Genomic DNA, 24,115 nt, shown 5'->3' with positions numbered 1-24,115 from the left:
GACACGGCAATCCGGTCCGCTTCAGAACTCGCCCGGTGCGCCGAGGCCCGTCAGGGCGCCGACCGGGTCGAGGTCCGGGGTGCCGCGGGGCCACCAGTCTTCGTGGCCCGGCTCGGACTCGTAGGCGTACCACAAGCCGTTGCGGCCGAGGCGGAGCTGGGCGTGGCCGCGCGGGTGCGTGAGGTGGTTGCGCCAGGGCCGGAAGGCCGGGAAGTCTGCGGCCATCAGCAGCGGCCGGGCCCGGTCGAACCGGCCCGCCGGGGGGTCCCAGGGTTCTTCGAGCACGCTGAGCGCCTCGAACCCGCCCTGCCGCCAGGCCGCGACCGCCCGTGCCAGATCGGCCGGGGTACGGCCGGTCGCGGAGGCGAGCGAGGAGTAGAGGGAACGGGTGGTGGCCGTGAGACCCGATCCGGGGCGGGCCGCGGCGATGCGCACCGCGTCCTGCCAGAGCGTCAGTTCCGCTACGGGATCACGGCCCGAGGTGAGCAGTGCGTGCGCGCGGGCGGCCGCGTCCGTGGCCAACTGGTCCAGCGCGAACGGGTCAGGGCCGCCCGGCGCGCCCGGGTAGGTCGGCGGCTGCTCGGGATGCGCGGGCGGCGGCAGCGGAGCCGGGAGGGGTGGCAGCACGCGTCGCGCGAGGGCGTCGCGGGCGCGTACGCCGGGCAGCGGAGCCGGTTCCCGCTCCTGGGCCGCGCGGGCCGCGCGGGCGGCGTTGCGCCGGGACAGCGCGTCGAGCAGCTCGCGCTCGCCACGGCCGCGCAAGAGGAACAGGACGAACGGGTCCTGGTCCAGCAGCCGCGCCATCTGATAGCAGAGCGCGGCCGCGTGCTTGCAGGGGTGCCCGAAGTCGGGGCAGCTGCAGTGCGGTTCGAGTTCGCCGGGGCCGGGGAGCAGTTCGACACCGCAGTCCGCGAGCGACTTGGGCATCTCCTTGTCGAGCAGCGCGGCGATGTGTCCGGGCCGCTCCGCGGCGGCGTCGAGAAAGCGGTCCCAGTCGTCGTCGGACAGGGTCCACACCCTGACCTGGACGCGGTACGGCCGCGGTCGGCTCCCGTGCACATACGCGAGTACCAGGCCCGGGGTCACGGTGATGGCGTCGACGTACCCCTGCCCGGCATATGTCCGGCCGCGCGCCAGCCGCGCCGCGTCCAGCGCGCCTTCCTCCAGCGCGGTGACCCACGCGTTGCCCCACCACGTCTCAGCGAACCCACCGGTCTTCCGGACCCGCGCGGGGAAGGCGGGGAAGGTACGGCGCAACTCGCCGTCCCGGCCCGGGGATGCCATGGAACGAGGGAGCCGCCCGGCAAGGACCGGGGAGACCGGTTCCCTGGTGGTGCCGGTGGTGCCGGTCGGGTTGAGGGCATTGGTCGGCGAGTGGAGGGCGCGGGACTCCGGGTGGAGAGTCCCGGGGGTGAAGGACTCAACGGTCTCAAAGGACTCGGTGAAGGGTTCGGCGGTGAAGGGCACGGGGTCGGGCGAGGTGGGGGCGAAAGGCCCGGTGTCCGCCGGTGCCTCCCTCTCGGACACGCGGTGCGCGGGGTTCACCGGGTCCGCGGGTCGGCCGTGGTCCCGGTCGTGCACGGCCTCGCCGGTGTCGTCCGCCGGATGCGTCGGGTGGCCGGTGAGGGCGGCCACGTCGGGAGGCAACTGGAAAGCGCCCGCGAGCAGGTCGCGCAGGTCCCGCTCCTGGGATGCCCGATCCGTGTTCACAGGGTGCACGGGACTCCGGCTCCCGCGGGAGCCGGCGGGTGACGTCCTTGCGGACCGGCTCCTCGGGCCGATTCCCTTGCCCTCAGCCTCTGTTGTCCGGTTCCCGCTGCTGTCCGTCCCGTCGGACCGAAGCCGCTTCGCCTCGTCCCGCGCGGCGCGCAACGCCTCGCGGGCGATGTCACCGGGGCGTGCGCCTGCTGTGGTCTCCTCACCGGAACGGCCGGTCGTGGCGGGCTCCTTCGCCTCCGGACGCCCCTCCGAGATCCCCGCGGGGCGCTGCCCCGAGCCGGGCTCCGCCGCACCCTCGGATGCCGGAAGAGCCGCATCACGCGCGTCAGGCACACCACGCACACCGCTCACATCACGCACACGAGCACCGGCGTGGGTGTCCGAACCCGCATCCGCATCCGGAGGCACGTTCGCAATCGGCTGTGCACTGGCGCTCGCACCGACACCCTCGCGGTCACCGACACCGACACCGGCCCCGGCACCAGCACCAGCACCAGCACCAGCACCAGCGACCTTCGCCGCTGCGGTCGCCCGGCGCAGGGCCTCGCGGGCCGCGTCACTCGGCCTCGATCCCGGAGCGGACGCCCTTGGCGGCTCCTCGGGCACCCTGGGCGAAGGGGACGGTGCGGACGGCGCGGGCGTCGAACCCGTCGCAGCCTCCCCCTCAGCACCCGCAACGGCAACAGCATCCGCACCCGCACCCGAGTGCTCGTCGGCCGCCGCGGCCTCGCGCGCGGCGCGCAACGCCCGACGGGCCTCATCAGCGGGGCGGTCTCCGGTCACGGGACGAGGCCGATCGGCGCCGTCGGCCGGTTCGCCGCCTCCGGCCTCCGCCGCACGGGGCTCCTTCTCGGTCCCGCTCATGTCGGCCTCCGGAGCGACACGAGGTCCGACAGCTCGCGGTCGGTCAGCTCCGTCAGGGACGCCTCGCCGGAGCCGAGGATCGCGTCGGCGAGGGCTCGCTTCGCTTCGAGCATCTCCGCGATGCGGTCCTCCACCGTGCCCTCGGTGATGAGGCGATGGACCTGGACGGGCTGGGTCTGGCCGATACGGTAGGCGCGGTCGGTGGCCTGCTCCTCGACCGCGGGGTTCCACCAGCGGTCGAAGTGGACGACATGGCCCGCGCGTGTGAGGTTCAGACCGGTGCCGGCGGCCTTGAGGGACAGCACCAGGACCGGGGTCGCTCCGCTCTGGAAGCGGTCCACCATGTGTTCGCGGTCGGCGACGGGGGTGCCGCCGTGCAGGAGCTCCACCGGGACGGCGCGGGCGGTCAGGTGTGCCGTGATGAGACGGGCCATGCCCACGTACTGCGTGAAGACCAGCGCGGAGCCGTCCTCGGCGAGCAGGGTGTCCAGCAGCTCGTCGAGCAGGGCCAGTTTGCCCGAGCGGGCGGAGGTACCCTGCGCGACGGCCTGCGCGTCCTCCTTCAGGAACAGGGCCGGGTGGTTGCAGATCTGCTTGAGGGAGGTCAGGAGCTTGAGGACCAGTCCCCGGCGGGCGATGCCGTCGGTGGTCTCGATCGCCAGCATGGATTCGCGGACCACCGCCTCGTAGAGGGAGGCCTGTTCGCGGGTGAGCGGGACGGGGTGGTCCGTCTCCGTCTTGGGCGGCAGCTCGGGGACGATTCCGGGGTCGGACTTCTTGCGGCGGAGCAGGAACGGGCGGATCAGCCGGGCCAGTCGGGCCACGGCCTCCTCGTCCTCGCCGTTCTCCACGGCGCGCGCGTGCCGGGCGCGGAAGGACTTGAGGGGGCCGAGCAGTCCGGGGGTCGTCCAGTCCAGCAGGGCCCACAGTTCGGAGAGGTTGTTCTCCACGGGTGTGCCGGTGAGCGCGACGCGCGCGGGGGACGGGATCGTCCGCAGGGCCTTCGCCGTCGCGGAGTACGGGTTCTTGACGTGCTGCGCCTCGTCGGCGACGACCATGCCCCAGCGCTGGTCGGCGAGGTGGGCGGCGGCCGACCGCATCGTGCCGTAGGTGGTGAGGACGAAGCCGCCGTCGAGACCGTCGAGGGTGCGGTCGGGGCCGTGGAACCGGCGCACGGGGACGCCGGGCGCGAAGCGGGTGATCTCCCGCTGCCAGTTGCCGAGGAGCGACGCGGGGCAGATCACCAGGGTCGGTTCGCTGCGGGCCCGTCGCAGGTGGAGCGCGATGAGCGTGACGGTCTTGCCGAGTCCCATGTCGTCGGCGAGGCAGCCGCCGAGGCCCAGGGAGGTCATGAGGTCCAGCCAGGCGAGGCCGCGGAGTTGGTAGTCCCGCAGGCGGGCGTCCAGACCGGGCGGCGGCTCGACGGGCCTCACGCCCGCCGTGAGGCGGTCGCGCAGTGTGGCGAGGGCGCCGACCGGCACCGCCTCGACGGTCTCGCCGTCGACCTCGGCGGTTCCCGTGAGCGCGACGGACAGGGCGTCGACGGGGTCGAGCAGGCCCAGTTCGCGCTTGCGGGCCTTGCGGACGAGGGCGGGGTCGACCAGGACCCACTGGTCGCGCAGCCGGACGACCGGCCGGTGGGCCTCGGCCAGGGCGTCCATCTCGGCCTCGCTGAGCGGATCTCCGCCGAGGGCCAACTGCCAGCGGAACTGGAGGAGTTCCTCGCTCTCGAAGAATCCGGTCCCGTCGGTCGCCGATCCGGGCGCGGGGCGCACCACCGCGGCGGCGCTGAGGTCGTGCGCCAGATCCCGGGGCCAGTGCACGGCGACACCGGCCGCGCCGAGCCGGGTCGCCACGACACCGAGCAGATCCGACAGCTCGTCCTCCGAGAGGGCGAGCACATCGGGCACGTCCTGTTCGGACAGGCGGTCGAGAGGTGGCCAGACCCGGGCGGCGCGACGGACTGCGAGGGCGGCGTCGACGCGGGCGCGGGGTCCGAACACCGTGTCGGCGTCCCCCGCCCACAGGGCGGCCGCGTCGACGACGAGGGTGGGGTCGGCGAGGCTGTGCACCTGGACGACGGCGGCGCCCGCGCGCCGCGCCCCCTCGCCGTCGTCGAAGAGCTGGTGGGCGGACAGGTCCAGGCGCAGCGAGATCCGTACGCCCGCGTCCATGCCCGCGGCGACCTCGGCGGCCCAGTCGTGGGCGCCTGCCAGCCGCTGCGGCTCGCGCGCCGCGAAGGGTTTGCCGGAGGTGTGGGGCGCGGCCGGGGTGCGTGGCAGGGTGTCGGCGACCGCGTCCAGGAAGGACCGCATCAGCGCTTCCGGCTCGGGGAGCCGGATCGGTCCCTTGCCCGGCAGCGGTACGGCGTGTCCTTCGAACGGAAGGGCCCCCGCGATCGACCTCAGGTGGGCGATGTCGTCCTGGTCCAGCGGGCCCGCGCGCCAGGAGTCGAAGCCGTCGGGGGTGAGCCCCGGCAGCAGCCGCCCGCGGGCCACGAGGCGCAGCGCGTGCAGCGCGGCGGCGCCCCAGCAGGCGGTGGCGGGATGCGCCGCGGGGTTCCGCCGGGCCCCGGCCAGCAACGGCAGGGCTTCGGCGACGGAGAGGGTCAGTGCGGGGACGCCGCCTCTGCGGACTCCCGAGCCGTGCGGCCGTACGACCGTCAGTTCGGTGTGCTCGCGCGCGGACGCTGCCGCGCGGGGTGCGGCCGACGACGCGCCCTCGGGGTGCTCCCCCGTCGGCGCGCCCTCCCCGTGGTCTTCGGCATGGTCTTCGGCGGGCAGGGGTTCGCCGTCCGGGTCCCAGAACGCGATCCGTCCCTCGCGGGGCAGCGGCGCGGGCAGGAAGACGGCGGCGAGCCGCACGGAGGGCAGCTGATCGGGAAGCGGCTGCGCGGAGAGCTCGCGCGCCCGGGGATCCGCCGCGGACGCGGGGCGCACCCATGCCGAGGGCGCCCCCGCGGAAGGCACCCGCGCGGTCACCACGTCCGCCCCGTCCCGCATACGCCCGGTCACCTCCCGCCCTCGGTCGAATCAGTTGTCTTCGACTCTACGGGCGGGGTCTGACAATCGGCTCCCACGACCGCGCCGGGCGGACGCGGACCCGGTGGGCCGGGCTACGGGATCGTGCGCGAGACGACGTACACCATGGGGTGGCCGGGCACGGAACCGTTCACGACGATGTCCTGGGTGGGCGCGGGGTCCTTCTGGTCGTGGCCGAGTCCCCACCAGGGACCGGGGCCGGTGATTTCCCAGCCGACGACCTTCTGATTGCGCTCGCTGATGGTGATGTGGTCCCTCTTCAGGGCGGCGCGGGTGGTGCCGACGCCCTTGAAGAACTGGTCGAGACCTGCCTGGGTGGTGCTGAACTGGACGTACAGCCGGCTGGTCTTCCAGTTGTTCGTCTCGTAGTACGCGACGTCGGTGGCGTTGCCGGGGATGGGCACCTGGTAGAGACGGCGCTGGACGCGCGAGGGCCAGCCCGAGGTGAGGCCGGTCGCCGAGTACTTCGCCTCCTTGTCCTTGCCGCTGTTGCGGCTCTGGTCGGCGGAGATCACCAGGTAGCCGGCCGGTACGCCGATGAGCAGCACGATGATCAGCAGGGTCAGAGCGCGGCGGCGGAACTTGTGGCGCGGGTCCTCCGGCGGACGCCGCGGCTCGTCCGGAGACGACGACGCCTGACGCGGGAGCGAGGCCGTCACCGCGACTCCTGCTGCGTCGTGCGACGGGACTCGGCGTAGCGCTCGTACCGCTCGTAGCGCTCCACGCGGCGCCGCTTGGCACGCCGGAAACGGCGGGCGACGAGACGCGCGAGGTCGGCGGCGCCGACCATGCCCGCCTCGGGTCCGAGCTGGGCGCGCGCGATCCGCGCCTCGGGGCGGTAGCCGCGGCCCGTGAGGTGCCGGCGGAAGGCCTCTCGGGCGGGGCCGATCAGCAGGTCGTCGGCCGCGCTGACGCCGCCGCCGATGACGAAGCAGGAGGGGTCCAGGGCGGCGGCCAGGTTGGCGATGCCGACGCCGAGCCACTGACCGATGTCCTGGAGGAGTTCGACGCACATGGCGTCGCCCTCGCGGGCCAGCTCGGTGATCATCGGGCCGGTGATCTCCCCGATGTTGCCCTTGACGTGCTCGATGATCCCGTACGCCACCGGGGAGTCGGCCGCGGCGAGTTCGCGGGCCTCGCGGACCAGCGCGTTTCCGGAGCTGTACTGCTCCCAGCAGCCGCGGTTGCCGCACGGGCAGCGGTGTCCGCCGGGCACGACCTGCATATGGCCGAACTCGCCGGCGACACCGAACTTGCCGCGCTTGACCTGGCCGTCCTCCAGGATCGCGCCCCCGATACCGGTCCCGAGCGTGATCATCACGAGGTGGTCCTCGCCGCGCCCGGCGCCGAAGCGCCACTCGGCCCAGGCGGCGGCGTTGGCGTCGTTGTCGACCAGGACGGGCACCGCGAGCCGCCCGGCGAGGCGGTCGCGCAGCGGTTCGTTGCGCCAGGACAGGTGGGGGGCGAACAGGATGCGGCTGCGCTCGGCGTCGACCCAGCCGGCCGCGCCGATGCCGACGGCGTGCACGTCGTGCCGGTCGGAGAGGTCCAGCACCAGTTCGACGATGGTGTCCTCGACGACCCTGGGGCTCTTGGACTTGTCCGGCGTCTCGGCGCGGACCTTCTCCAGGATGTTGCCGTCGGCGTCCACGACGCCCGCCATCACCTTCGTGCCACCGATGTCGATGCCGACGGTGGGCACTCGGGGTGCCGTGAGATGGGAACGGCGCTCGCGTGTCCCCACGGTCCGCAGGACGGTGGCCCGCGCGGAGCCGATGGGGGTACCCCCTGCTCGAGCGGAGCCGAGAGCTCGGGGCAGCGCGTCGCGGTAGGTGCTCATCGCGCCGATTCTGCCCTACGCCGCACCGGGGCCGCACCGTGGAAGCGCCGGGACGTATGTGACCCGTGCGCCGCCTGTGGCCGGTCCCGGCCGGCCTGCGGAGCCGTACGGGTCACGACCCCGCGCCCCTCGCACGGCACGGTTCTCGAACTCGTACCGCAGGTCGTCCAGCTCGCTTCCGCCCGCCATCCGGCGGGTGAGCTCGTCCGGCGTGATCCCGTCCAGAGGGTCGCTGCCCGACATGGTGCCGCGCTTCAGCAGGACGAAACGATCTCCGACCCGGCAGACGTGATGCGGATTGTGGGTGATGAACACAACACCCAGTCCGGCTGCCCGTGCGGCGGCCACATACCGCGGTCGGCCGTCGAAGGGGCCGCGACAGGGTCGCAGGGAGATCAGGGTCGTACGAGGAGCTGGAACTCGAAGGAGTAGCGCGAGGCGCGGTAGATGTGGGAGCCGAACTCGACGGCGCGGCCGGTGTCGTCGAAGGTGGTGCGCTGCATGGTGAGCACGGGAGCCCCGGCCGGCTCACCGAGCCGCTCGCCCTCGTCCGCGCTGGCCGCGCGGGCACCGACGGACTGGCGGGCGCTGTGGAGGGTGATGCCGGCGCCGCGCATCAGCCGGTACAGGCCGGTGGCCTCCATACGGTCGCTGTCGAGCTCCAGCAGCTTGGGGGGCAGGAAGTTGCAGAGGTACGCCATCGGCTCACCGTGCGCGAGACGCAGCCGCTCGACACGGTGGACCTCGCTGCCCTCGGCCACCCCGAGGGCGGCCGCGACCTCGGTGGACGCCGGCTCGACGGTGTTGAGGACCACCTGGGTCGCGGGGCGCTGGCCCGCCGATTCCAGGTCGTCGTAGAGGCTGCTGAGTTCCAGGGGGCGCTTGACCTGGCTGTGCACGACCTGGGTGCCGACGCCTCGGCGCCGTACGAGCAGGCCCTTGTCGACGAGGGACTGGATGGCCTGGCGGACCGTGGGGCGGGACAGGCCGAGCCGCGCGGCGAGCTCGATCTCGTTGCCGAGGAGGCTGCCCGGGGTCAGTGCTCCGTGCTCGATGGCCGCCTCGAGTTGCTGCGACAGCTGGAAGTAGAGCGGGACCGGGCTGCTGCGGTCGACGCTGAGCTGGAGCGACACGGTCGGATCCACATCTGGTTTGGCCACGGCTCGAGCGTAGCTCCGGGAGATGTTGACGGGAAGTTGTGAAGTTCGATTGTCCGGACAAACCATTGACAGCATGATGGGTCGGCCTTCAGTTTGTTCCCATGCGCATCGGACTTATCGGAGCGGGTCGTATCGGCACATTTCATGCGACCACTCTCAGCCGTCACCGTGAGGTCGGCGGCTCTCTCATCGTCACGGACGCGGACCCCGCACGGGCCCAGCGACTGGCGGACCGGCTGGGCGCGACGGCGGCGCCCAGCGTGAACGAGATCTTCACCTGGGGTGTGGACGCGGTGGTCATCACCGCCGCCACTTCGGCGCACTCCGAACTGATCGGTCGGGCAGCACGCTCCGGACTCCCGGTCTTCTGCGAGAAGCCCATAGCCCTCGACCTGGCGGCGACGCTGTCCGCGCTCACCGAGGTCGACGCCGCCGGAACGGTTCTGCAGATGGGCTTCCAGCGTCGCTTCGACGTGGGCTACACGGCGGCCCGCGAGGCGGTGCGCTCGGGCCGGCTCGGCCGGCTGCACACCATACGCGCGATGACCTCGGACCAGGCGCCGCCCCCGGCCGGCTACCTCCCGCTCTCCGGCGGGCTCTACCGCGACTGTCTGATCCACGACTTCGACATGCTGCGCTGGGTCAGCGGCCGCGAGGTCGTCCAGGTGTACGCGACCGGCTCCGACGCCGGGCCCGCGATGTTCCGCGAGGCGGGTGACATCGACACCGGCGCGGCCGTCCTCACGTTCGACGACGGCATGCTCGCGACGGCGACCGCCACCCGGATGAACGGCGCGGGCTACGACGTCCGCATGGAGCTCTCCGGCGAACTGGACCAGATCGCCGTCGGCCTGGACGACCGTACGCCGATCGCCTCGACCGAACCGGCGGGACCGCCGCCCGCGGACAAGCCGTGGATGGGCTTCCTGGAACGTTTCGGCCCCGCCTACGAGGCGGAGCTCGCCGCCTTCGTCGAGGTGGTCCGCGGCGAGCGCGCCAACCCCTGCGACGGCCGTGAGGCACTGGAGGCGCTGCGCATCGCCGAGGCCTGCGAGCTGTCCCGGCGCGAGCGCCGCCCGGTCTCACCGGCGGAGATCCCGGGCGGCCGGCACTGAGACGGGGCGGGCACGGCGTCGGAAACACGGCCGCGAGGCCCCGGATCACGACCGGGTGCCCCACAACCAGGACTGGGCGGCCGAGTCGTACGACCCGGTGACCCACGAGTGCGGCCGGGCGGCCCGGTGATACGGCCGGGCTGCCCGGGAACGACACGGCCGGCAGCCGGCTGCAACCTCGGACCAGTCAGTCACGAACCCCCGGCCGCGCCGTCCCTCATCCGAGGAGCCGTACGGCCGGGGTCTCCGTGTCGACGCCGAGCAGCCGGTCGCAGTGCTTGCACGTCAGCCGGTACGGCCGCACCAGGTTGGTCTGGATGCTGTCGGTGCCCGACTCCTTCGCCTCCGGGCAGTGATAGGCGAGATACAACCGCACCCAGGGGTGGCTGGTGGGCGCGGCGGCCTTCCGGCCGTCCCGGGTATCGGTGAAGGGCGCCCACCAGAAGTCGACCAGGGCCCGGACCGCCAGCCGCTCGCGGCCGCTCGTCGTGTCGAACCCCGCGATCCTGGCGGCGGTGTGGTGGCGCTTGAATCCACTGCGGCTGCCGGAGCACAGTGCCTGTTCGGCCCCGCGCTCGAACACCGTCGTCCGACCGGTCCGTTCACAGATGAAGCAGTCGAGGCTGAACTCCAACCGGGAGCGCCAATAGAGCTGGTGGGAGTCCTCCAGGCCGGTCAGCTCCGCGGTGATCTCCGCCGTACGCAGCACGGTCGACGCTCCTCACGCGGCACCGGGCCGCTCACCAGCGCACCGGCATACGGCGCACGCCTCGCATCAGCATGCCGGGCAGCCAGCCGCTCGGCGGTCCGTCGAGCGCCAGGTCCGGGCACCGCTCCAGCAGTGAGCGGAGAGCCACTTGGGCTTCGAGCCGGGCCAGCGGCGCGCCCAGACAGTAGTGGATGCCGTGCCCGAAGGCGAGATGGCCGCGGGTCTCGCGCCGGATGTCGAAGCGGTCGGGCGCCGGATACCGCACGCCGTCACGGTCGGCCGCGGTGAGGCCGATCATCACCTCTTCCCCGGACGCGATCGCCGTGCCACCGATGTCCAGCGGCTCCAGGGCATAGCGGAAGGTCGCGTTCTCCACCGGCCCCTCGTAGCGCAGGGTTTCCTCGATGGCGCCGTCGAGGAGTGTCATGTCCGCCCGCACCGACGCGAGTTGGTCGGGGTGCCCGAGCAGGGCCCGGACCGCGCCGGAGATCAGGTTGACCGTCGTCTCGTGCCCGGCGACGAGGAGCAGGAACGCCATGCCGCGCAGTTCCTGCGACGAGAGCCGGTCACCGTCCTGCGCCGTGGTGCGGATGAGACTGCTGAGCAGGTCGTCCGTGGGACCCGCGCACCGCTTGTCCTCGATCAAGTCGCTCAGATAGGCGGCAAGTTGAACGAAGGCCTGGTACTCGTTCTCGGCGCTGGTGGGCGCGACCGTCTCCGTGGACAGCGCGCGGAAGGCGGCCCGGTCGGGCTCGGGCACCCCGAGCAGCTCGCAGATGACGGTCAGCGGGAGCGGATAGGCGAACGCCTCGACGAGGTCGGCGCGTCCGCTCGGCAGCATCGCATCGAGCAGCTCATCGGTGATCTCCTGGATCCGCGGGCGCAGTGCCGCGACCCGCCGGCCGGTGAACTCGCCCGCGATGAGCGTCCGCAGCCGGGTGTGCTGTGGCGGGTCGGCGACCAGCAGATGCTTGCCGATCAACTGTTCGTCGTAGAACGTGACCCCTATTTTGTCCGTGTCCTTGGCGAGCCTCGGGTCGGCGAGCGCGGCCCGCGCCTCCTCGTGACCGACGACGAGCCAGGTCTCGTGGGACGCGTCCGGCGGCGGCAACCGCACCCGGTGCACGGGACCGAGTGCGCGTAACTCGGCATAGACCGGATGCGGGTTCTCGTTGAACCGCGCTCCGTACTTCCCCAGATCGATCACGACTTCCCCTCCCGTTACCGATCGAACGCGCGAGGGTCCCGATCAGTGCCCGTCCCCCTCCAGCATTCCGGCGTCGTACGTCAGCAACGCGATCTGCACACGGTTGTTGAGGCCGAGCTTGGCGAGGATGCGGGAGACATGGGTCTTGACCGTGGCGACGCTCATGAACAGTTCGGCGGCGATCTCCGCGTTCGAACCGCCCCGGCCGACCGCGACGGCGACCTCGCGCTCACGCTCGTTCAGGACGGCCGTCCGTGAACGGGCGCCGGATCTGCGGGTGTCGAGGGCGGAACCCGCGGCGTGCTCCATCAACTGGCGGGTGACGGTGGGCGACAGCACCGGGTCTCCGGCCGCGACCCGGCGTACCGCCGCCAGGATCTCCGCGGGCGGTGTGTCCTTGAGGACGAATCCGGCCGCGCCCGCACGCAGCGCGCGCAGCACCTGCTCGTCGGCGTGAAAGGTCGTCAGGACCACGACCTGGGGCGCCTCCTCGCGTCGGCGCAGCCGCTCGGTGGCGGTCAGCCCGTCGACGCCCGGCATCCTGATGTCCATCAGGACGACGTCGGGCCGGGTGCGGTCGACGAGTTCCTCCACCTCACTGCCGTCGGCGGCCTCACCGACGATCTCGACATCCGCGGCGCCGCCCAACATGAGCGCCAGCCCGGCTCTCACCAAGGGATCGTCGTCGACGAGCAGCAGCCGAATCGCAGTCATGAACCCCACCCAACCAGCTCCCTCAGCAGTTCGTCGCCCCCGGCGCCCCTGCCCGGCCCACCCTGCGGCTCCGCCTCGAACCCGCCTCGGACCCGCTCGTCGAACTCCGGAGGGTCCGAGCGGGGCCCGCGGCCGCCCGCGCACCCGGGGGCCGCGACGAACCCGCACCCGAAGGCCGCACGCGAACTCTCACGCACCCCACGGCCGCACGCGAACCCTCACGCACCCCACGGCAACCACGCCCGAATCCGAAACCCCCCACCCGCCACCGCCCCGTGCTCAAGCCGCCCGCCCGCCAGCGTCGCCCGTTCCGTCAGCCCGATCAGCCCCTGTCCGGACCCCGGCACCTTCGGCACCGGACCGGGCGGCGCCGGATGGGCGACGGTCACGGTCAGGCCGTCTCCGGCGGCCCCCCGGAGCGTCACCGTGACCTCCGCTCCCGGCGCGTGCTTGCGGGCGTTCGTCAACCCCTCCTGGGCGATGCGGTACGCGGTGCGGCCGACGGACGCGGGCACGGCGGCCGGGTCGGTGACACGGTTGTCGAGAACGACCTTCGCGCCCGCCGAGCGTGACTCGGCGACCAGCCCGTCGAGCGCCGCGAGCGTCGGTTGCGGCCGCCCCGCGTCGTCGGATTCCCCGGCCCGCAGCACCCCGATGATCTCGCGCAGATCCTGCAAGGCCTCGTGCGCACTCTCCCGGATGACCCCCGCGGCCCTGGCGACCTCCTCCCGGGGAGCGTCGGGCCGGAACTCCAGTGCTCCCGCGTGCACGCTCAGCAGCGTGAGCCGGTGGGCGAGCACGTCGTGCATCTCGCGCGCGATCGCCTCACGGGCGAGCCGCTGCGCCTGCTCGGCCCGCAGCGCCGCTTCTGTCTCGGCCCGCCGCGCGCGGTCCCGCAGACTCAGCATGAGCTGGCGCTTGGACCGTACGAACATGCCCCAGCCGACCACCGCGGAGGTGAGCAGCGCGGTGACGGCGAGGGCGGCGAGGTACGGCAGGTCGGGGTCGGGCCGCAGCCAGAAGAACGCCGGGAGCAGCGCGAGCTGGATACCGGCGACGCAGGCCACGTACCGGAAGGGCCGGTGCACGGCGAGGGTGAAGAGGGCGACCAGACCCGCACCGCCCGCCGTGTTCGAGACCAGTCCGACCGGGATCATGGCGACGGCGAGGCCCAGCGGCCACCGTCGGCGCAGCCAGACCGCCGCGCAGGCGAGTGCGCCGAGCAGTTGGTCGGCGACGGCGAGGCCGTGCGGGATGTTCGGGTCGTCGGTCACGGTGTTCGCGGCCGCGACTCCGATGGCGACGGCCAGCAGGAAGCAGCCGAAGTCGACGACCCAGTCGCGCACGGTGCGCCGCGGCCGGCCGGAGGGCCCCGCGCGTTCGGCGTCGGGGTCGAGTTCCGCGGCCACGGCCGACGGCAGCAGCCAGCGCCTGCCGGGCAGGGGCGGCGCCGGAACGTCACGCGGCGCAGACGCCGGATTGTCACCACTCACGGTCGACAAATCTACGCAGCCGAACCCGCCGCCACCTCCCCGCGAGCCCCATCACCGACCAAAGTCGGGCCGCCTCGGACTTTCGTCGGCCGAGGGCGCGACGCCCGCGACTTCGGTCGGACATGCCTCGCCCCGCGGCCGATGTACTCGGGGGGTCCGCGGGGCGAGGGTCGTCGCATGAAGCAGTTGCTGGAGGTGCTCGGTTTCGTCGCCCTCGTTCAGGGCGTCCTCGGTCTGGTCCAGGAGATCACCGGCGAACCGCACGGGTGGGGACTCGGGCAGCGGCTCGGTTTCCTCGACGGTCACGAGATCTACGCGAGCGCCACGCTGCTCGTACTGGCGGTCGCGCTCTTCGCGGCCGCGGCGAGCCGGAGGCCCGGGTGAACCCGGACCGGCCCTCCGGCTGCCCCGGCCACCGTCCGATCACGACCGATCACGACCGATCGCGACGAACCCACAGCGGATTCACTTCGGTCACAACGGATCGCAGCACATCACGGCGGATCGCAGCGAAGCCGTTGATCACTCGCGGTTCAGCAACCGAAGTTGACCAGCTTGAACGTGACGTAGTGGTCCGAGGTGTAGTAGTCCTCCAGGGTCTTCTTGCCGGTCACGATGCGACGGGCACCACGCGTCGAGGATCCGGGCGTGATGACCGTGTACTCGTGGTAGTACCCGGTGGACTGGGAGGGCAGGACACCCTCCCGGTTCTGGAAGACCGCCCCGTCCTGCGAGTACGGGAAGGGACCTCCCGAGTCGATCAGGTCCAGCGTGTCGTACGCCTGGGACGGCAGCGCGCTGTAACAGATGCTGCCGACGGCGGTCGCCGCCGCGTTGGCCGGAGCCACGGCGGTGCCGCCGACGAGCAGGGCGGACATGAGGGCCACGAGGGCGCCGATGCGGGTGGTTCGTGGGGGGAATCTCATGGACTTAGAATGACGCGCGTAGACTATGACATGTCAATGTCAAGGACGTTGATTTCTCCCGCCGAGTCCGATGAATTTTCCGGGAGTTAACTTGTCGCGCGGCGCCCGCACACGGCCCCCACAAGCACCGCGACACCGCCCACCTGGCCCGTCGCCCGAGACGTTCACCGCCGGGTGCGATCCCTGCCGGAACGACCCACGGCGGCTCACTGCCGGGCGGCGGGCGGCGGGCAGCGGGCAGCGGGCAGCGGGCGGGCGATACGCCTAGTAGCTGCCGTACGTGGGGCGGCCTTCGCGCTCGTACGTGTGGATGGCGACGCCCGCGCCGGTGGTCGTGCCGCCGGCGTGCCGGAACGCGGTGGGCACGGCACCCTCGGCGAAGAGGCGGCGACCCGCGCCGAGCACGACCGGGAAGGTCATCAGGTGCAGGGTGTCGATCAGGTCGAGCGCGAACAGGGACTGGGCCAGCGCGGCACTGCCGTGGATCTGCACCTCACCCTCGGTGCGCTCCTTGAGGGCGGTGACCTCCTTGCCGAGGTCGCCGGTGATCACGGTCGTACCCTGCCAGGCGGGCTCCGTGAGCGTGGAGGAGGGGACGTACTTGGGCAGCGCGTTCAGCTTGGAGGCGATCAGGTTGTCCGGGTCGGTGATCTTCGGCCAGTAGCCCGCGAAGATCTCGTACGTGCGCCTGCCGAGCAGGAAGGCGTCCACGCGGGAGAAGCCGTCGGTGACGAAGCGCCCGAAGTCCTCGTCGCCGTAGGGAACGCTCCAGCCGCCGTGATCGAAGCCGCCGCTCTTGTCCTCCTCCGGACCGCCCGGCGCCTGGTGGACTCCGTCGAGAGTGACGAAAGCGGTGAGGGTGAGCTTGCCCATGACGGTGCCTGCTTCCTTGAGGTGGGGTCTGCTGTCATCAGGGCAGACCCCACCGGCGCCCGCAACTCATCGGTCCCGCGGCAGAGCCGCCCGGCGTCCGTTCAGCAGTCACGCGACCGGCTCACCCCGCGCCGGTCGAGAGTTCGCCACCGCGTCGGCCCACGAGTCGCCCCGCTTCGGCCGACCGACGGTTCACCCCTCGTTGGTCGAGAAGAGTCCGCCCGTCGGGCCCTGCTTGTCGCCTCCCTGGGCCTTTCTCAGGGCGTTGGCGAGGCTCTCGATGGTGAGGGACTGAAGGATCACCCGTCCGTTGCCCTCCAGGGTGGCCAGCGACAGGCCCTCGCCACCGAAGACCGCGTTCATCAGCCCCTGCCGGTTGAGGCCTCCGATGCGCTGGACGCCGTAATGAATGCCCTCCTCGAAGGCGACGACACAGCCCGTGTCGACCTCGATGCGACCGCCGAAGTCGGCCGGGTTCAGATCGATGAAGTTGCCCGCGCCCGCGATGATCACCGTGCCGTGCCCGGTGAACTTCTCCAGGACGAATCCCTCGCCGCCGCTGCGCCCGGTCCGGCCGCCCTGGAAGGCGATGCCGAACTGCACGGTCGATTCCGCCGCGACAAAGGCGTCCTTCTCGGCGAACCACGCGCGTGTGCCGTCGAGCTCCAGAGCGCGCATCTCACCGGGCAGCACACCCGCGAAACCGACGGTGCCCTCGCCGCCCGTCGACGTGAAGTACTGGAACGCCAGCGACTCGCCCGCGAGGGCGCGCTGGCCGGCCTGCATGGCGGTACCCACGGCCTGGCGCAGCATGCCGCCCATGCCGGCGCCACCGCCCTGCCGGGCGGCGCCGGCGCCGCCCGGCGGCCCGGACAGCCGCGTCTCCATGGTCACGTTGGTCGTCTTGAACAGGAACTTTCCCGCTTCGCAGTACACGGTCTGGCCGAGGCGCAGGTTGACGACCACCATCTGCATGGCGTTGCCGACGATTTCTTGCTGAAGAGTCACACCGAAAGAACGAGGGAGACGGAGCGAAGAGTTCCGGCCCGGCGGGTGACAGGTGGATCCCGGTGCGGCTCCGGGCGAGGGCGGTGCCCCTTGAGGATCTTGGCGGTGCGACGGAGGTGATGCCGGAGTTCCCCGACGCCGGCATTGTCTGCGCGGTCCAGGCGTTCCTGTGCCGGACCAGGGCTCAGCGGGTCCAGGCAGAGGGACTCGGTCTGGACGTCTGTTGCGCCGGGGAACTCGCACTCGCCGTCGCCACCGGCTTCCTGCCGGAGAAGATCGTGCTGCACGGCAACGCCAAGAACCCGAGGACCCCCGTACAGCCCTCCGGCTCGACGTCGGACGCATAGTCGTGGACAGCATCTCGGAGATCGCCCGGTCGGCAGCGATCATCCCCACCGAGAGCCGAGAGCCGCCAGCCGCCAGCCGCCAGCCGGTCATGGTCCGCGTGGTGCCCGGCATCACGCCCGGCGGGCACATCGAGGTCGCACGGGCGCCGACGACCAGAAGTTCGGCCGGTCGCTCACGGACGGCTCCGCGCGGCACGCCGTCACCCGGATTCTCGACCAGGCGCACCTCGAACTCGTCGGCCCGCACTGCCACATCGGCTCGCAGGTTGCCACCACCAAGCCGTAGGTGGCGGCGGTACGGGCGCATGACGAATGGTCATGCGCGTCCCTGCGGAAGCCATTTCGATGTGACTGTGGGCGTCACCATCCGACCGAGTCCGCGATGTCGGCTTGTTCTGGCGTCACTTGGGGCTTGCGGTTGGCCCGCGAGGCGCGCTTCTCCGCTGGGGCCTCATGGGTGCTCGCAGTCGAAGGTCGAGTGTCACCGCGTCGGACAAGCAGTCCGCCGCTCCCGACAAACCGACTTGACGATCCTTTGACCTTTGCCCCAGACTCCCCTGCAACTCCCCACCATCGAAGGAACTTTCGAAATAATGAAGAGATTCGCGCGGCCCCGTACCGGCGCCGCAGCGGTTGTGTCCGTTCTCTCCCTCGCCCTGGTCACCGGCTGCTCCGACAGCGGCTCCGGGTCGGGTTCTGACGACAAGGACAGCGGCAAGGGCTCGGCCTCCGCCACGAAGCCCCTCGGCGACAGCGAGCTGGGCAAACTGATCATCACGACGGCCGACGCCAAGGGCTTCAAGGTCAGCACGCCCGGCAAGGCCGACGCGTTCGCAGCCTCCAAGAAGGACGTCAAGGTCGTCGACGAGAAGTGCGCGCCTCTCGCGTACGTCCTCACCGGCCTCGCGCCGGGCGACTCGGCCTCCTACGTGAGCCGCATGGCCCATGAGGACCCGACAGCCAAGGCAAGCGCGTCACCCACCAAGGACATGAAGGACATGTCGCCGGAGGAGCTCGAGAAGGCACTGAGTCCCATCACGGACGCTCTCGGTTCGACGACGACCATCGTCTCGCTCTCCTCGTACGAGGGGGACGGCGCGAAGGAGACCATGTCGTCGGTCTCCGCGGCCATCGAGGCCTGTGGCGGCGGATTCACCGTCACGGCCGAGGACGAGCCGCAGAAGTTCTCGAAGGTCGTGGGGGAGAAGGCCTCCGGGAACGGTGACGAATCGGTGGCGTTCGCGGCGACCGGTGACGCGGAGGGATCCCCGCTGACCGTGCACGCCGAGGTCGCGCGTCACGGCAGCACCGTCGCGACGTACTACTCGCTCAACCTCGCGGCCCTGGCCGGCGACGGCAAGGCGGCCGCCTACAGCGTGCCGGCCGCGCTCATCGAGGCCCAGACCGCCAAGCTCGGCTGACCCGGAGCCCGGTGGGAGTGCGGGCGCCGTCGACCGGACGACCCGCCCTTCCGCCGGACCCCCGCGGTGGCCCTCGCGCCGCCCGCTGCAGGCCCGCATCGTGCCGCCCGCGGCCGTGGGGTCCCCGCCGCAGCCCTCGGCCGGGCTCCGGCGGGGACCCCACGGCCGGCGGACGTCCAGGTTCACCACGGCCGTCTTCGCGCCCTCGCGGCTCCGCTCGGTGAAGTCACCCTTGAACGGGTTCTTCGAGTGTGACCAGGAAGTGGGCCTGTGCGGCCTTGTCCCATCCTGCCTTCACAGGTGTCTCACGTGGGCATCTCGCCGGTTTGACAGAGGAGTTGGCCGCGCCGTGGCAGGCCCGGAGCGAATCAGCACAGGCGATAATGATCGCTGGCCGCCTGTGCGTATCACATGGGGAGGTCTTGTGAGTCCGAGTCCGCGCGAGGTGTTTCTCCGGCTTGTTCATGGGGTCGCCGACGGGAACTTGAACGAGTTGCCTGACCTGTACGGCGAGGTCACCGATGTCCGGCATCCGATGGCGACGCCGGAGTCCGAGCCGTTGACGAGTCGGCTTGCACTGCAGGAACACTTCACGGTGCCGCCGGAAGTCCGGGAGTCCTTGCCGAAGAGACGGGTCGTCGATGTCGTCGTTCACGAGACCGCCGATCCTGAAGTGATCGTCGCCGAGTTCGCCTATGAGTTCACGTTGCCGGACGACTCCATGGCCAAGGTGCCCTGCGTCTTCGTCATGCGTGTCCGGGACGGTCGGATCATCGAGTCACGCGACTACATCGACCCGATCCGCACGTACACGGCACGCGGAGATCTCGACCGCCTCATCGCGTCGTTGCGGAAGGAAGTCTCCTGAGGTCCTGGCGTCGCGCCTCCACTCACCAACGAGCCTGAAAGGCCGATGCCCACGCCCCACGTGAAGGTGCAACCCGGGCACGGCAGCCGCCAACGCAGATGCCCGTCCCGGCGGCTGCATGCGCAACGGGACGGCCCGAGCGGACACAGTCGACCAGCAGGCGCCTGCCGTTAACGGTCAGCCGGGCATTACCGTGGGACACGAAGTCGAGCCGAGCGACCGCGGGTTCGCCGTGCCGGCCGCAGGCCCGGTGGTCGAGCCCGATGAAGCACGGCGCGCCGGCGGACACGAGGATCACGTCGGCGGGAAGCCCATTCCTCGACCAGGTACGGGCTGTCGAGGACGGAGAGCCGCTCGGCCTCCGCGATCGCCTGGTCCGTCAGCGCCGGCTGGACGACAGCCTCGCCACCGTTGTCCCACAGGGAGCGCCAGAGATCTTCAAAGCGCGCCATGCCGGCATCGTACGAGCGAGGCGCGGGCGTTCGGTTTCCTCCCGCGGCTGACTGGCCCCAGGTCCGGACTCGTACGCGGCACGGGGGCACCGGCCTCCAGCACACCCGCACAGCGACGTTCGAACCAGTAGTGTCGCCGCCGCGCAGAGCAAACCAACACAGAGGGAGAGCGGGGCAGTGATGCACGTCCTGGAGCCGGGGGATCCGCGGCAGATCGGGGACTTCACGCTGATCGGCAGGCTGGGCGCCGGCGGTATGGGCCAGGTCTTCCTTGGACGTTCCGCGGGCGGGCGGGCCGCGGCGGTGAAGGTGGTCAAGGCGGAGCTGGCCGAAGAGCCCGAGTTCCGGGCCCGGTTCCGCCAGGAAGTCGCCGCGCTGCACCGGGTGGGCGGCGAATGGACGGCGCCGGTGCTCGGCGCCGACACCGAGGCCGCCGCACCCTGGGTGGCCACGGAGTACGTGCCCGGTCCCTCTCTGCAGCAGGTCGTCGACTCGGACTACGGGCCGCTGCCCGAGGCCACGCTGAATTCCCTGGCCGGGCGCCTCGCCCGGGCGTTGCGCGCCATCCACGGCGCCGGACTGGTGCACCGTGACCTCAAGCCGTCGAACATCCTGCTGACCGTCGACGGCCCGCGCGTCATCGACTTCGGCATCGCGCGGGCGCTCGACACCGTGGCGGGCAGTCTGCGCACCTCCACCGGGCTGGTGATCGGCTCCCCCGCTTTCATGTCGCCGGAGCAGGTGCGCGGGCAGCGGGTGACGCCTGCCTCGGACGTGTTCAGTCTCGGGTCGGTGCTGGTGTACGCGGCGACGGGGCGGCTGCCGTTCGGCTCCGCCGAAGTGGGCCTGCACGCACTGATGTTCCGTATCGCCGAGGAGGAACCGGACCTCACCGGGATGCCGCACACGCTGACCGGTCTGGTTGCCGCCTGTCTGGCCAAGGACCCGCAGCAGCGGCCCACCGCCGAGCAGATCGCCGCCCACACCCGCACCGACGCGGCCGACCCGTGGCTGCCCGCGGAACTGCTGGCCGATCTCGGCAGGCTCGCCGCCAGGCTGCTCACCGCGGAGACTCCGCCGCAAGGCTCACCGGTGCCGGCACGGCCCGGGCAGCGGTGGAAACCGTGGCTCGCAGGTGTGCTGGCACTCGCCGCGGTGGCCACGGGCACGGCGCTGACGCTGACGCTGCATTACGACGGCGACACGGATCCCGGGGCGGACGGGAAACCCTCCGCGCCCCGCTCGGGCGCCTCGGATTCCTCGGCCTCCGAAGCGGCGGGGTCGCGGAGTACCGGGCCGAGCGTCCCGAAGGACTTCCTCGGCGCCTGGGAGGGTGTACTCAAGGGCGATGTCGATTATCCGAGGCGGGTGCTGCGCCTGGACATCTCGACGGGCCGGCCGGGCGACAAGGTCGCCGCGTACATCGACACCGACGGCTATGCGCAGTGCACCGGGCGCGGCAAGCTGGTCTCCGCCGACGCCGACTCACTGGTCGTGGGCAAGGGCCAGGTGACCGCGGAGGTACCGCAGGGGCGTTGCAAGCCGCTGCCGCAGCAGACCCTCACGGTGCGGTCGCGGGACGTGCTGGTGTGGAAGTCCGGCGGCTTGACGGCCGAGCTCTACCGGTCGGCCGGGGGGCGGAAAGCGGTGCCGGACGAGTACGCCGGCGTCTGGGTGCCGGCGATCAAGGCTTACCGGGAGAAGGGGATGCTCCGGATCTCTCAGGGCCCGGTCGGCGGCCGCCTGGTGCAGATCTGGGCCACGGGTGCCGCGGAGGACGGCTCGGAGAACTGCGACAACGCCTTCGTCGTCGGCGCCGTGTCCCCCGTGCTGGCGCTGAGCCCGGCGATGTACGCCGCGGACGCGGGCAAGGACTGCCGTCAGCCCGACTCGATCTTCTTCATCGTCGACCGCAACGGTCATCTGCTGCAGTTCAGCATGGCCGTGGACGCCGAACCCGCAGAGTGGGTGCGGAAGTAGCGGCGGCCGTCCTGGGACGGTCTTCCAGGGCTTCCCGGACCGCTCGGGCAATCGCCTTCCGGACAGCGTTGCCGGTCGGCCGGCCCGGCCCCACGAGATCGGACCGCTGACAGGCTTTCAGACGCCCTCCGGTTCGGCCTGTGTGCGGCCCTGCACCGGAGATCGCTACGATGCGCCGGGGCCGCGCCCCAGGAGGCGCGGAAACGTTTCCGGAGGGGGATACCTGTGTTCGCGCTGTCCATCCTGCTGCTCATAGCTGCGGTAGTGCTCGTTCTCGTCAGCCGCGGCCGCACTGCCGCAGGCCACTGGAAGCTCGGGGCGGCGCTCAGCGCCGTGGCGGGCGTACTGGCAGGCACCTTCGCCTGTACCCATGTCGTGAGTGCCTACGAGGTCGGCGTGCCGGTGACCTTTGGCAGGATCGGCACGCCGCTGGTCCCGGGCATCCACTTCAAGTCACCGTTCACCGACGTCACGTCCTTCTCCACCCGCCCGGTGGACCTCGACCTCAACGGCAAGGACGTAGTCGAGGTCCGCTCCTCGCAGGGCGGTGTGCTCTATGCGGACGTCACCATCAAGTGGGCTGTTGCGCCGGCCAAGGCGGTCGCGCTGTACCGGCTGGCGGGCAGCGAGGAAGCCGTCCAGGAGCGGCTGGTGTTGCCGGACAGCCGCGAGATCATCCGCAATGTCTTCGCGAAGCACACCAGCGAGGAGGGTTACGCATCCGCCCGCGAGCAGATCAGCTCGGAGATCGCCGGCCTCGTCAAGGAGCGACTGGCGCCGCGCGGCATCGACGTCACTTCCGTCAACCTGCGCAATGTGAGGCCGTCGGAGAAGCTGCAGGACCAGATCGACAAGAAGATCCAGCAGGAGCAGGCCACCGAGCGGGCCACCGAGGCGGCGCGTACGGCCAAAGCGGAGGCGGAGCGCAAGCGGATCGAGGCGGAGGGCATCGCCCGTGCCAACAAGATCATCGGGCGGTCTCTGAGCGACAAGGTGCTGTACAACCAGTGCCTTGAGGCGTACAAGGAGGCTGCGAAGGCCCACCCGGTGTACGCGGTGCCGTGCGGTACGGACTCGAACGGCACGCCGGTCATCGTGGACAGCGGCAAGAACTGATGCCGCCGCAGGCAACGCTTGCCTCGTTCTGGGTGTGATGGGCGTGATGGGTGTCATGAGCCCCGCACAATCAGTGACGGCCCGGTCTGTCCTAAGTGCGGTCGGCAGCCCATGACGTCCGGCTCCTTCGTTCTCTCCGAGCGGGAGGGCGAAGGCCGGCGGACCTGCCGGTCACTGTGGAAGTGTGCCGGACGGCATGTCCGGCGGGGTTGGGCCGACCGGCCGGGACGAGCCGCTCCAGGTCTGCCCGTGCCGGAGCTGTTCCGCTGACATCAACGACCACAGACAGCGGTGACGACCGGCAGCCGCCCACGGCACCCGTGCGTGCGGTGAACCGCGATCCCACCGGGCCGAGATCGAATGCGGTTGGCACGCCCGCCTTCGGGCTCGCGTCTTGGTCGAGCTCATCGTCTGAAGGCTCTGCCCAGGTACTGGGGCAGAGCCTCCTCACTGCACGATCAGCAGGCTGCGGGGTGGCGTCCTGTCCTATGCGCTGACGGCGACCAGCTCCGGTTCGCCCGCTGCTCGGGCAGCAAGGTAACGCTCGGCGTCGAGGGCGGCTGCGCATCCGCCGGCTGCGGCGGTGATGGCCTGGCGGTAGGTGCGGTCGACGACGTCGCCGGCACCGTAGACCCCGGGGACGTCAGTACGGGTGGAAGGGGACTGGACCTTGAGACAGCCGTCGTCGTCCAAGTCGAGCCGGCCGTTGAACAGTTCGGCGCGCGGGTCGTGGCCGATGGCGATGACCTCGCGCATGCCGGTGCCCGTCACGGACGTCACGCCTCCCGCTTCGCGTCGATCTCGGCGATCAGCGCCTCGATGCGGGTCTTGATCTCGTCCCGGATCGGGCGCACCGACTCGACGCCCTTGCCGGCCGGGTCTTCGAGCGCCCAGTCGAGGTACTTCTTGCCGGGGAAGACGGGGCAGGCGTCGCCGCAGCCCATGGTGATGACGTAGTCGGAGGCCTGGACGGCCTCGGTGGTGAGGATCTTCGGCTTGGCGTCGGCGATGTCGACGCCGACTTCCTTCATGGCCTCGACGGCGGCGGGGTTGACCTGGTCGCCCGGGATCGAGCCGGCGGAGCGGACCTCGATCCGGTCGCCCGCGAGGTGGTTCAGGAATCCGGCGGCCATCTGCGAGCGCCCGGCGTTGTGGACACAGACGAACAGGACGGAGGCGAGCGGGCTGGAGGACATCGGTGCTTCCTTTGCGAGTGATCGAGCGGATGGTGCGGGTTGAGCGGATGGTGCGGGTTGAGCGGG

The 24,115-nt window shown here is 71.4% G+C and carries 19 protein-coding genes and 4 pseudogenes; 7 read left to right on the top strand and 16 right to left on the bottom strand.

Going from position 1 to position 24,115, the window contains the following annotated elements:
* Positions 1–21: 21 nt before the first annotated feature.
* The 6 genes and pseudogenes from N4G66_RS15090 to N4G66_RS15065 form a co-directional block, all read right to left on the bottom strand.
* Entirely contained in the window at positions 22–1,710 is a 1,689-nt protein-coding gene (locus N4G66_RS15090; protein WP_391858819.1) for an SWIM zinc finger family protein, read from the bottom strand.
* Between the two features lie 869 nt (positions 1,711–2,579).
* Positions 2,580–5,585, bottom strand: a complete 3,006-nt coding sequence (locus N4G66_RS15085; protein ID WP_261704593.1) for a DEAD/DEAH box helicase — start codon at positions 5,583–5,585, stop codon at positions 2,580–2,582.
* A gap of 113 nt (positions 5,586–5,698) precedes the next feature.
* Positions 5,699–6,283, bottom strand: a complete 585-nt coding sequence (locus N4G66_RS15080) for a sugar kinase (RefSeq protein ID WP_261704592.1) — start codon at positions 6,281–6,283, stop codon at positions 5,699–5,701.
* Complete coding sequence (locus N4G66_RS15075) at positions 6,280–7,464, bottom strand: ROK family glucokinase (protein ID WP_261704591.1); 1,185 nt, start codon at positions 7,462–7,464, stop codon at positions 6,280–6,282. Before N4G66_RS15075 ends, N4G66_RS15080 begins: the two co-directional genes overlap by 4 nt.
* 15 nt (positions 7,465–7,479) lie before the next feature.
* Positions 7,480–7,818: pseudogene (locus tag N4G66_RS15070) on the bottom strand (hypothetical protein); the annotation flags it as partial.
* A gap of 41 nt (positions 7,819–7,859) precedes the next feature.
* A complete protein-coding gene (locus tag N4G66_RS15065; protein ID WP_261704626.1) occupies positions 7,860–8,597 on the bottom strand; it encodes a GntR family transcriptional regulator in 738 nt (245 codons plus the stop codon).
* Between the two features lie 128 nt (positions 8,598–8,725).
* Here N4G66_RS15065 and N4G66_RS15060 point away from each other — a divergent pair, with 128 nt between their 5' ends.
* Positions 8,726–9,739, top strand: coding sequence for a Gfo/Idh/MocA family protein (locus tag N4G66_RS15060; RefSeq protein ID WP_261704590.1), 1,014 nt, complete (start codon positions 8,726–8,728; stop codon positions 9,737–9,739).
* Positions 9,740–9,956: 217 nt separating this feature from the next.
* Here the strand turns inward: N4G66_RS15060 and N4G66_RS15055 are convergent, their stop codons facing one another.
* The 4 genes from N4G66_RS15055 to N4G66_RS15040 all read right to left on the bottom strand — a co-directional run bounded on the left by N4G66_RS15055 (position 9,957) and on the right by N4G66_RS15040 (position 13,862).
* The gene (locus N4G66_RS15055; protein WP_261704589.1) at positions 9,957–10,448 is read right to left on the bottom strand and encodes a hypothetical protein; all 492 of its coding nucleotides are present in this window, start codon (positions 10,446–10,448) and stop codon (positions 9,957–9,959) included.
* 31 nt (positions 10,449–10,479) lie between these two features.
* Positions 10,480–11,655: a cytochrome P450 family protein gene (locus tag N4G66_RS15050; RefSeq protein WP_261704588.1), complete on the bottom strand. Its 1,176-nt coding sequence runs from the start codon at positions 11,653–11,655 to the stop codon at positions 10,480–10,482.
* A 42-nt stretch (positions 11,656–11,697) separates the two neighbouring features.
* Positions 11,698–12,369 carry a response regulator gene (locus N4G66_RS15045; RefSeq protein ID WP_261704587.1) on the bottom strand — a complete coding sequence of 224 codons (672 nt, stop codon included), beginning with the start codon at positions 12,367–12,369 and terminating at the stop codon, positions 11,698–11,700.
* Positions 12,370–12,587: 218 nt separating this feature from the next.
* On the bottom strand, positions 12,588–13,862 hold the full coding sequence (locus N4G66_RS15040) for a sensor histidine kinase (protein ID WP_261704586.1): 1,275 nt from the start codon (positions 13,860–13,862) through the stop codon (positions 12,588–12,590).
* Positions 13,863–14,039: 177 nt separating this feature from the next.
* On the opposite strand from N4G66_RS15040, the gene N4G66_RS15035 reads away from it, so the two are divergent.
* Positions 14,040–14,246, top strand: coding sequence for a hypothetical protein (locus tag N4G66_RS15035; RefSeq protein ID WP_261704585.1), 207 nt, complete (start codon positions 14,040–14,042; stop codon positions 14,244–14,246).
* 149 nt (positions 14,247–14,395) lie between these two features.
* Here N4G66_RS15035 and N4G66_RS15030 read toward each other — a convergent pair whose 3' ends face one another.
* The 3 genes from N4G66_RS15030 to N4G66_RS15020 form a co-directional block, all read right to left on the bottom strand.
* Positions 14,396–14,788 (bottom strand): ribonuclease domain-containing protein, encoded by a 393-nt coding sequence (locus tag N4G66_RS15030; protein WP_261704584.1) that lies wholly within the window; start codon positions 14,786–14,788, stop codon positions 14,396–14,398.
* Positions 14,789–15,052: 264 nt separating this feature from the next.
* Positions 15,053–15,661, bottom strand: coding sequence for a dihydrofolate reductase family protein (locus N4G66_RS15025; RefSeq protein WP_261704583.1), 609 nt, complete (start codon positions 15,659–15,661; stop codon positions 15,053–15,055).
* Between the two features lie 192 nt (positions 15,662–15,853).
* On the bottom strand, positions 15,854–16,669 hold the full coding sequence (locus N4G66_RS15020; RefSeq protein WP_261704582.1) for an AIM24 family protein: 816 nt from the start codon (positions 16,667–16,669) through the stop codon (positions 15,854–15,856).
* Between the two features lie 128 nt (positions 16,670–16,797).
* Between N4G66_RS15020 and N4G66_RS15015 the strand changes: the two are divergent.
* The 3 genes and pseudogenes from N4G66_RS15015 to N4G66_RS15005 all read left to right on the top strand — a co-directional run.
* Positions 16,798–17,299: pseudogene (locus N4G66_RS15015) on the top strand (diaminopimelate decarboxylase); the annotation flags it as partial.
* Between the two features lie 310 nt (positions 17,300–17,609).
* A complete protein-coding gene (locus tag N4G66_RS15010) occupies positions 17,610–18,437 on the top strand; it encodes a hypothetical protein (RefSeq protein ID WP_261704581.1) in 828 nt (275 codons plus the stop codon).
* 349 nt (positions 18,438–18,786) lie between these two features.
* A complete protein-coding gene (locus tag N4G66_RS15005; protein WP_261704580.1) occupies positions 18,787–19,305 on the top strand; it encodes a nuclear transport factor 2 family protein in 519 nt (172 codons plus the stop codon).
* Between the two features lie 97 nt (positions 19,306–19,402).
* Here N4G66_RS15005 and N4G66_RS15000 read toward each other — a convergent pair.
* Positions 19,403–19,507: pseudogene (locus N4G66_RS15000) on the bottom strand (IS481 family transposase); the annotation flags it as partial.
* Between the two features lie 430 nt (positions 19,508–19,937).
* Here N4G66_RS15000 and N4G66_RS14995 point away from each other — a divergent pair.
* Both N4G66_RS14995 and N4G66_RS14990 read left to right on the top strand, forming a co-directional pair.
* On the top strand, positions 19,938–21,737 hold the full coding sequence (locus tag N4G66_RS14995; RefSeq protein WP_261704579.1) for a serine/threonine-protein kinase: 1,800 nt from the start codon (positions 19,938–19,940) through the stop codon (positions 21,735–21,737).
* Positions 21,738–21,962: 225 nt separating this feature from the next.
* A complete protein-coding gene (locus N4G66_RS14990; RefSeq protein WP_261704578.1) occupies positions 21,963–22,853 on the top strand; it encodes a prohibitin family protein in 891 nt (296 codons plus the stop codon).
* Positions 22,854–23,339: 486 nt separating this feature from the next.
* Here N4G66_RS14990 and N4G66_RS14985 read toward each other — a convergent pair.
* A pseudogene (locus N4G66_RS14985) lies at positions 23,340–23,597 on the bottom strand (FAD-dependent oxidoreductase); the annotation flags it as partial.
* A 32-nt stretch (positions 23,598–23,629) separates the two neighbouring features.
* Positions 23,630–24,049: an arsenate reductase ArsC gene (locus N4G66_RS14980; protein ID WP_261704577.1), complete on the bottom strand. Its 420-nt coding sequence runs from the start codon at positions 24,047–24,049 to the stop codon at positions 23,630–23,632.
* Between the last annotated feature and the right edge of the window lie 66 nt (positions 24,050–24,115).

Origin of the sequence: Streptomyces rhizosphaerihabitans (assembly GCF_025399795.1) — a bacterium.
Taxonomy (GTDB): domain Bacteria; phylum Actinomycetota; class Actinomycetes; order Streptomycetales; family Streptomycetaceae; genus Streptomyces; species Streptomyces rhizosphaerihabitans.
Note: the sequence above shows the minus strand (reverse complement) of the source record. Positions and strands in the feature narration are given on the sequence as shown.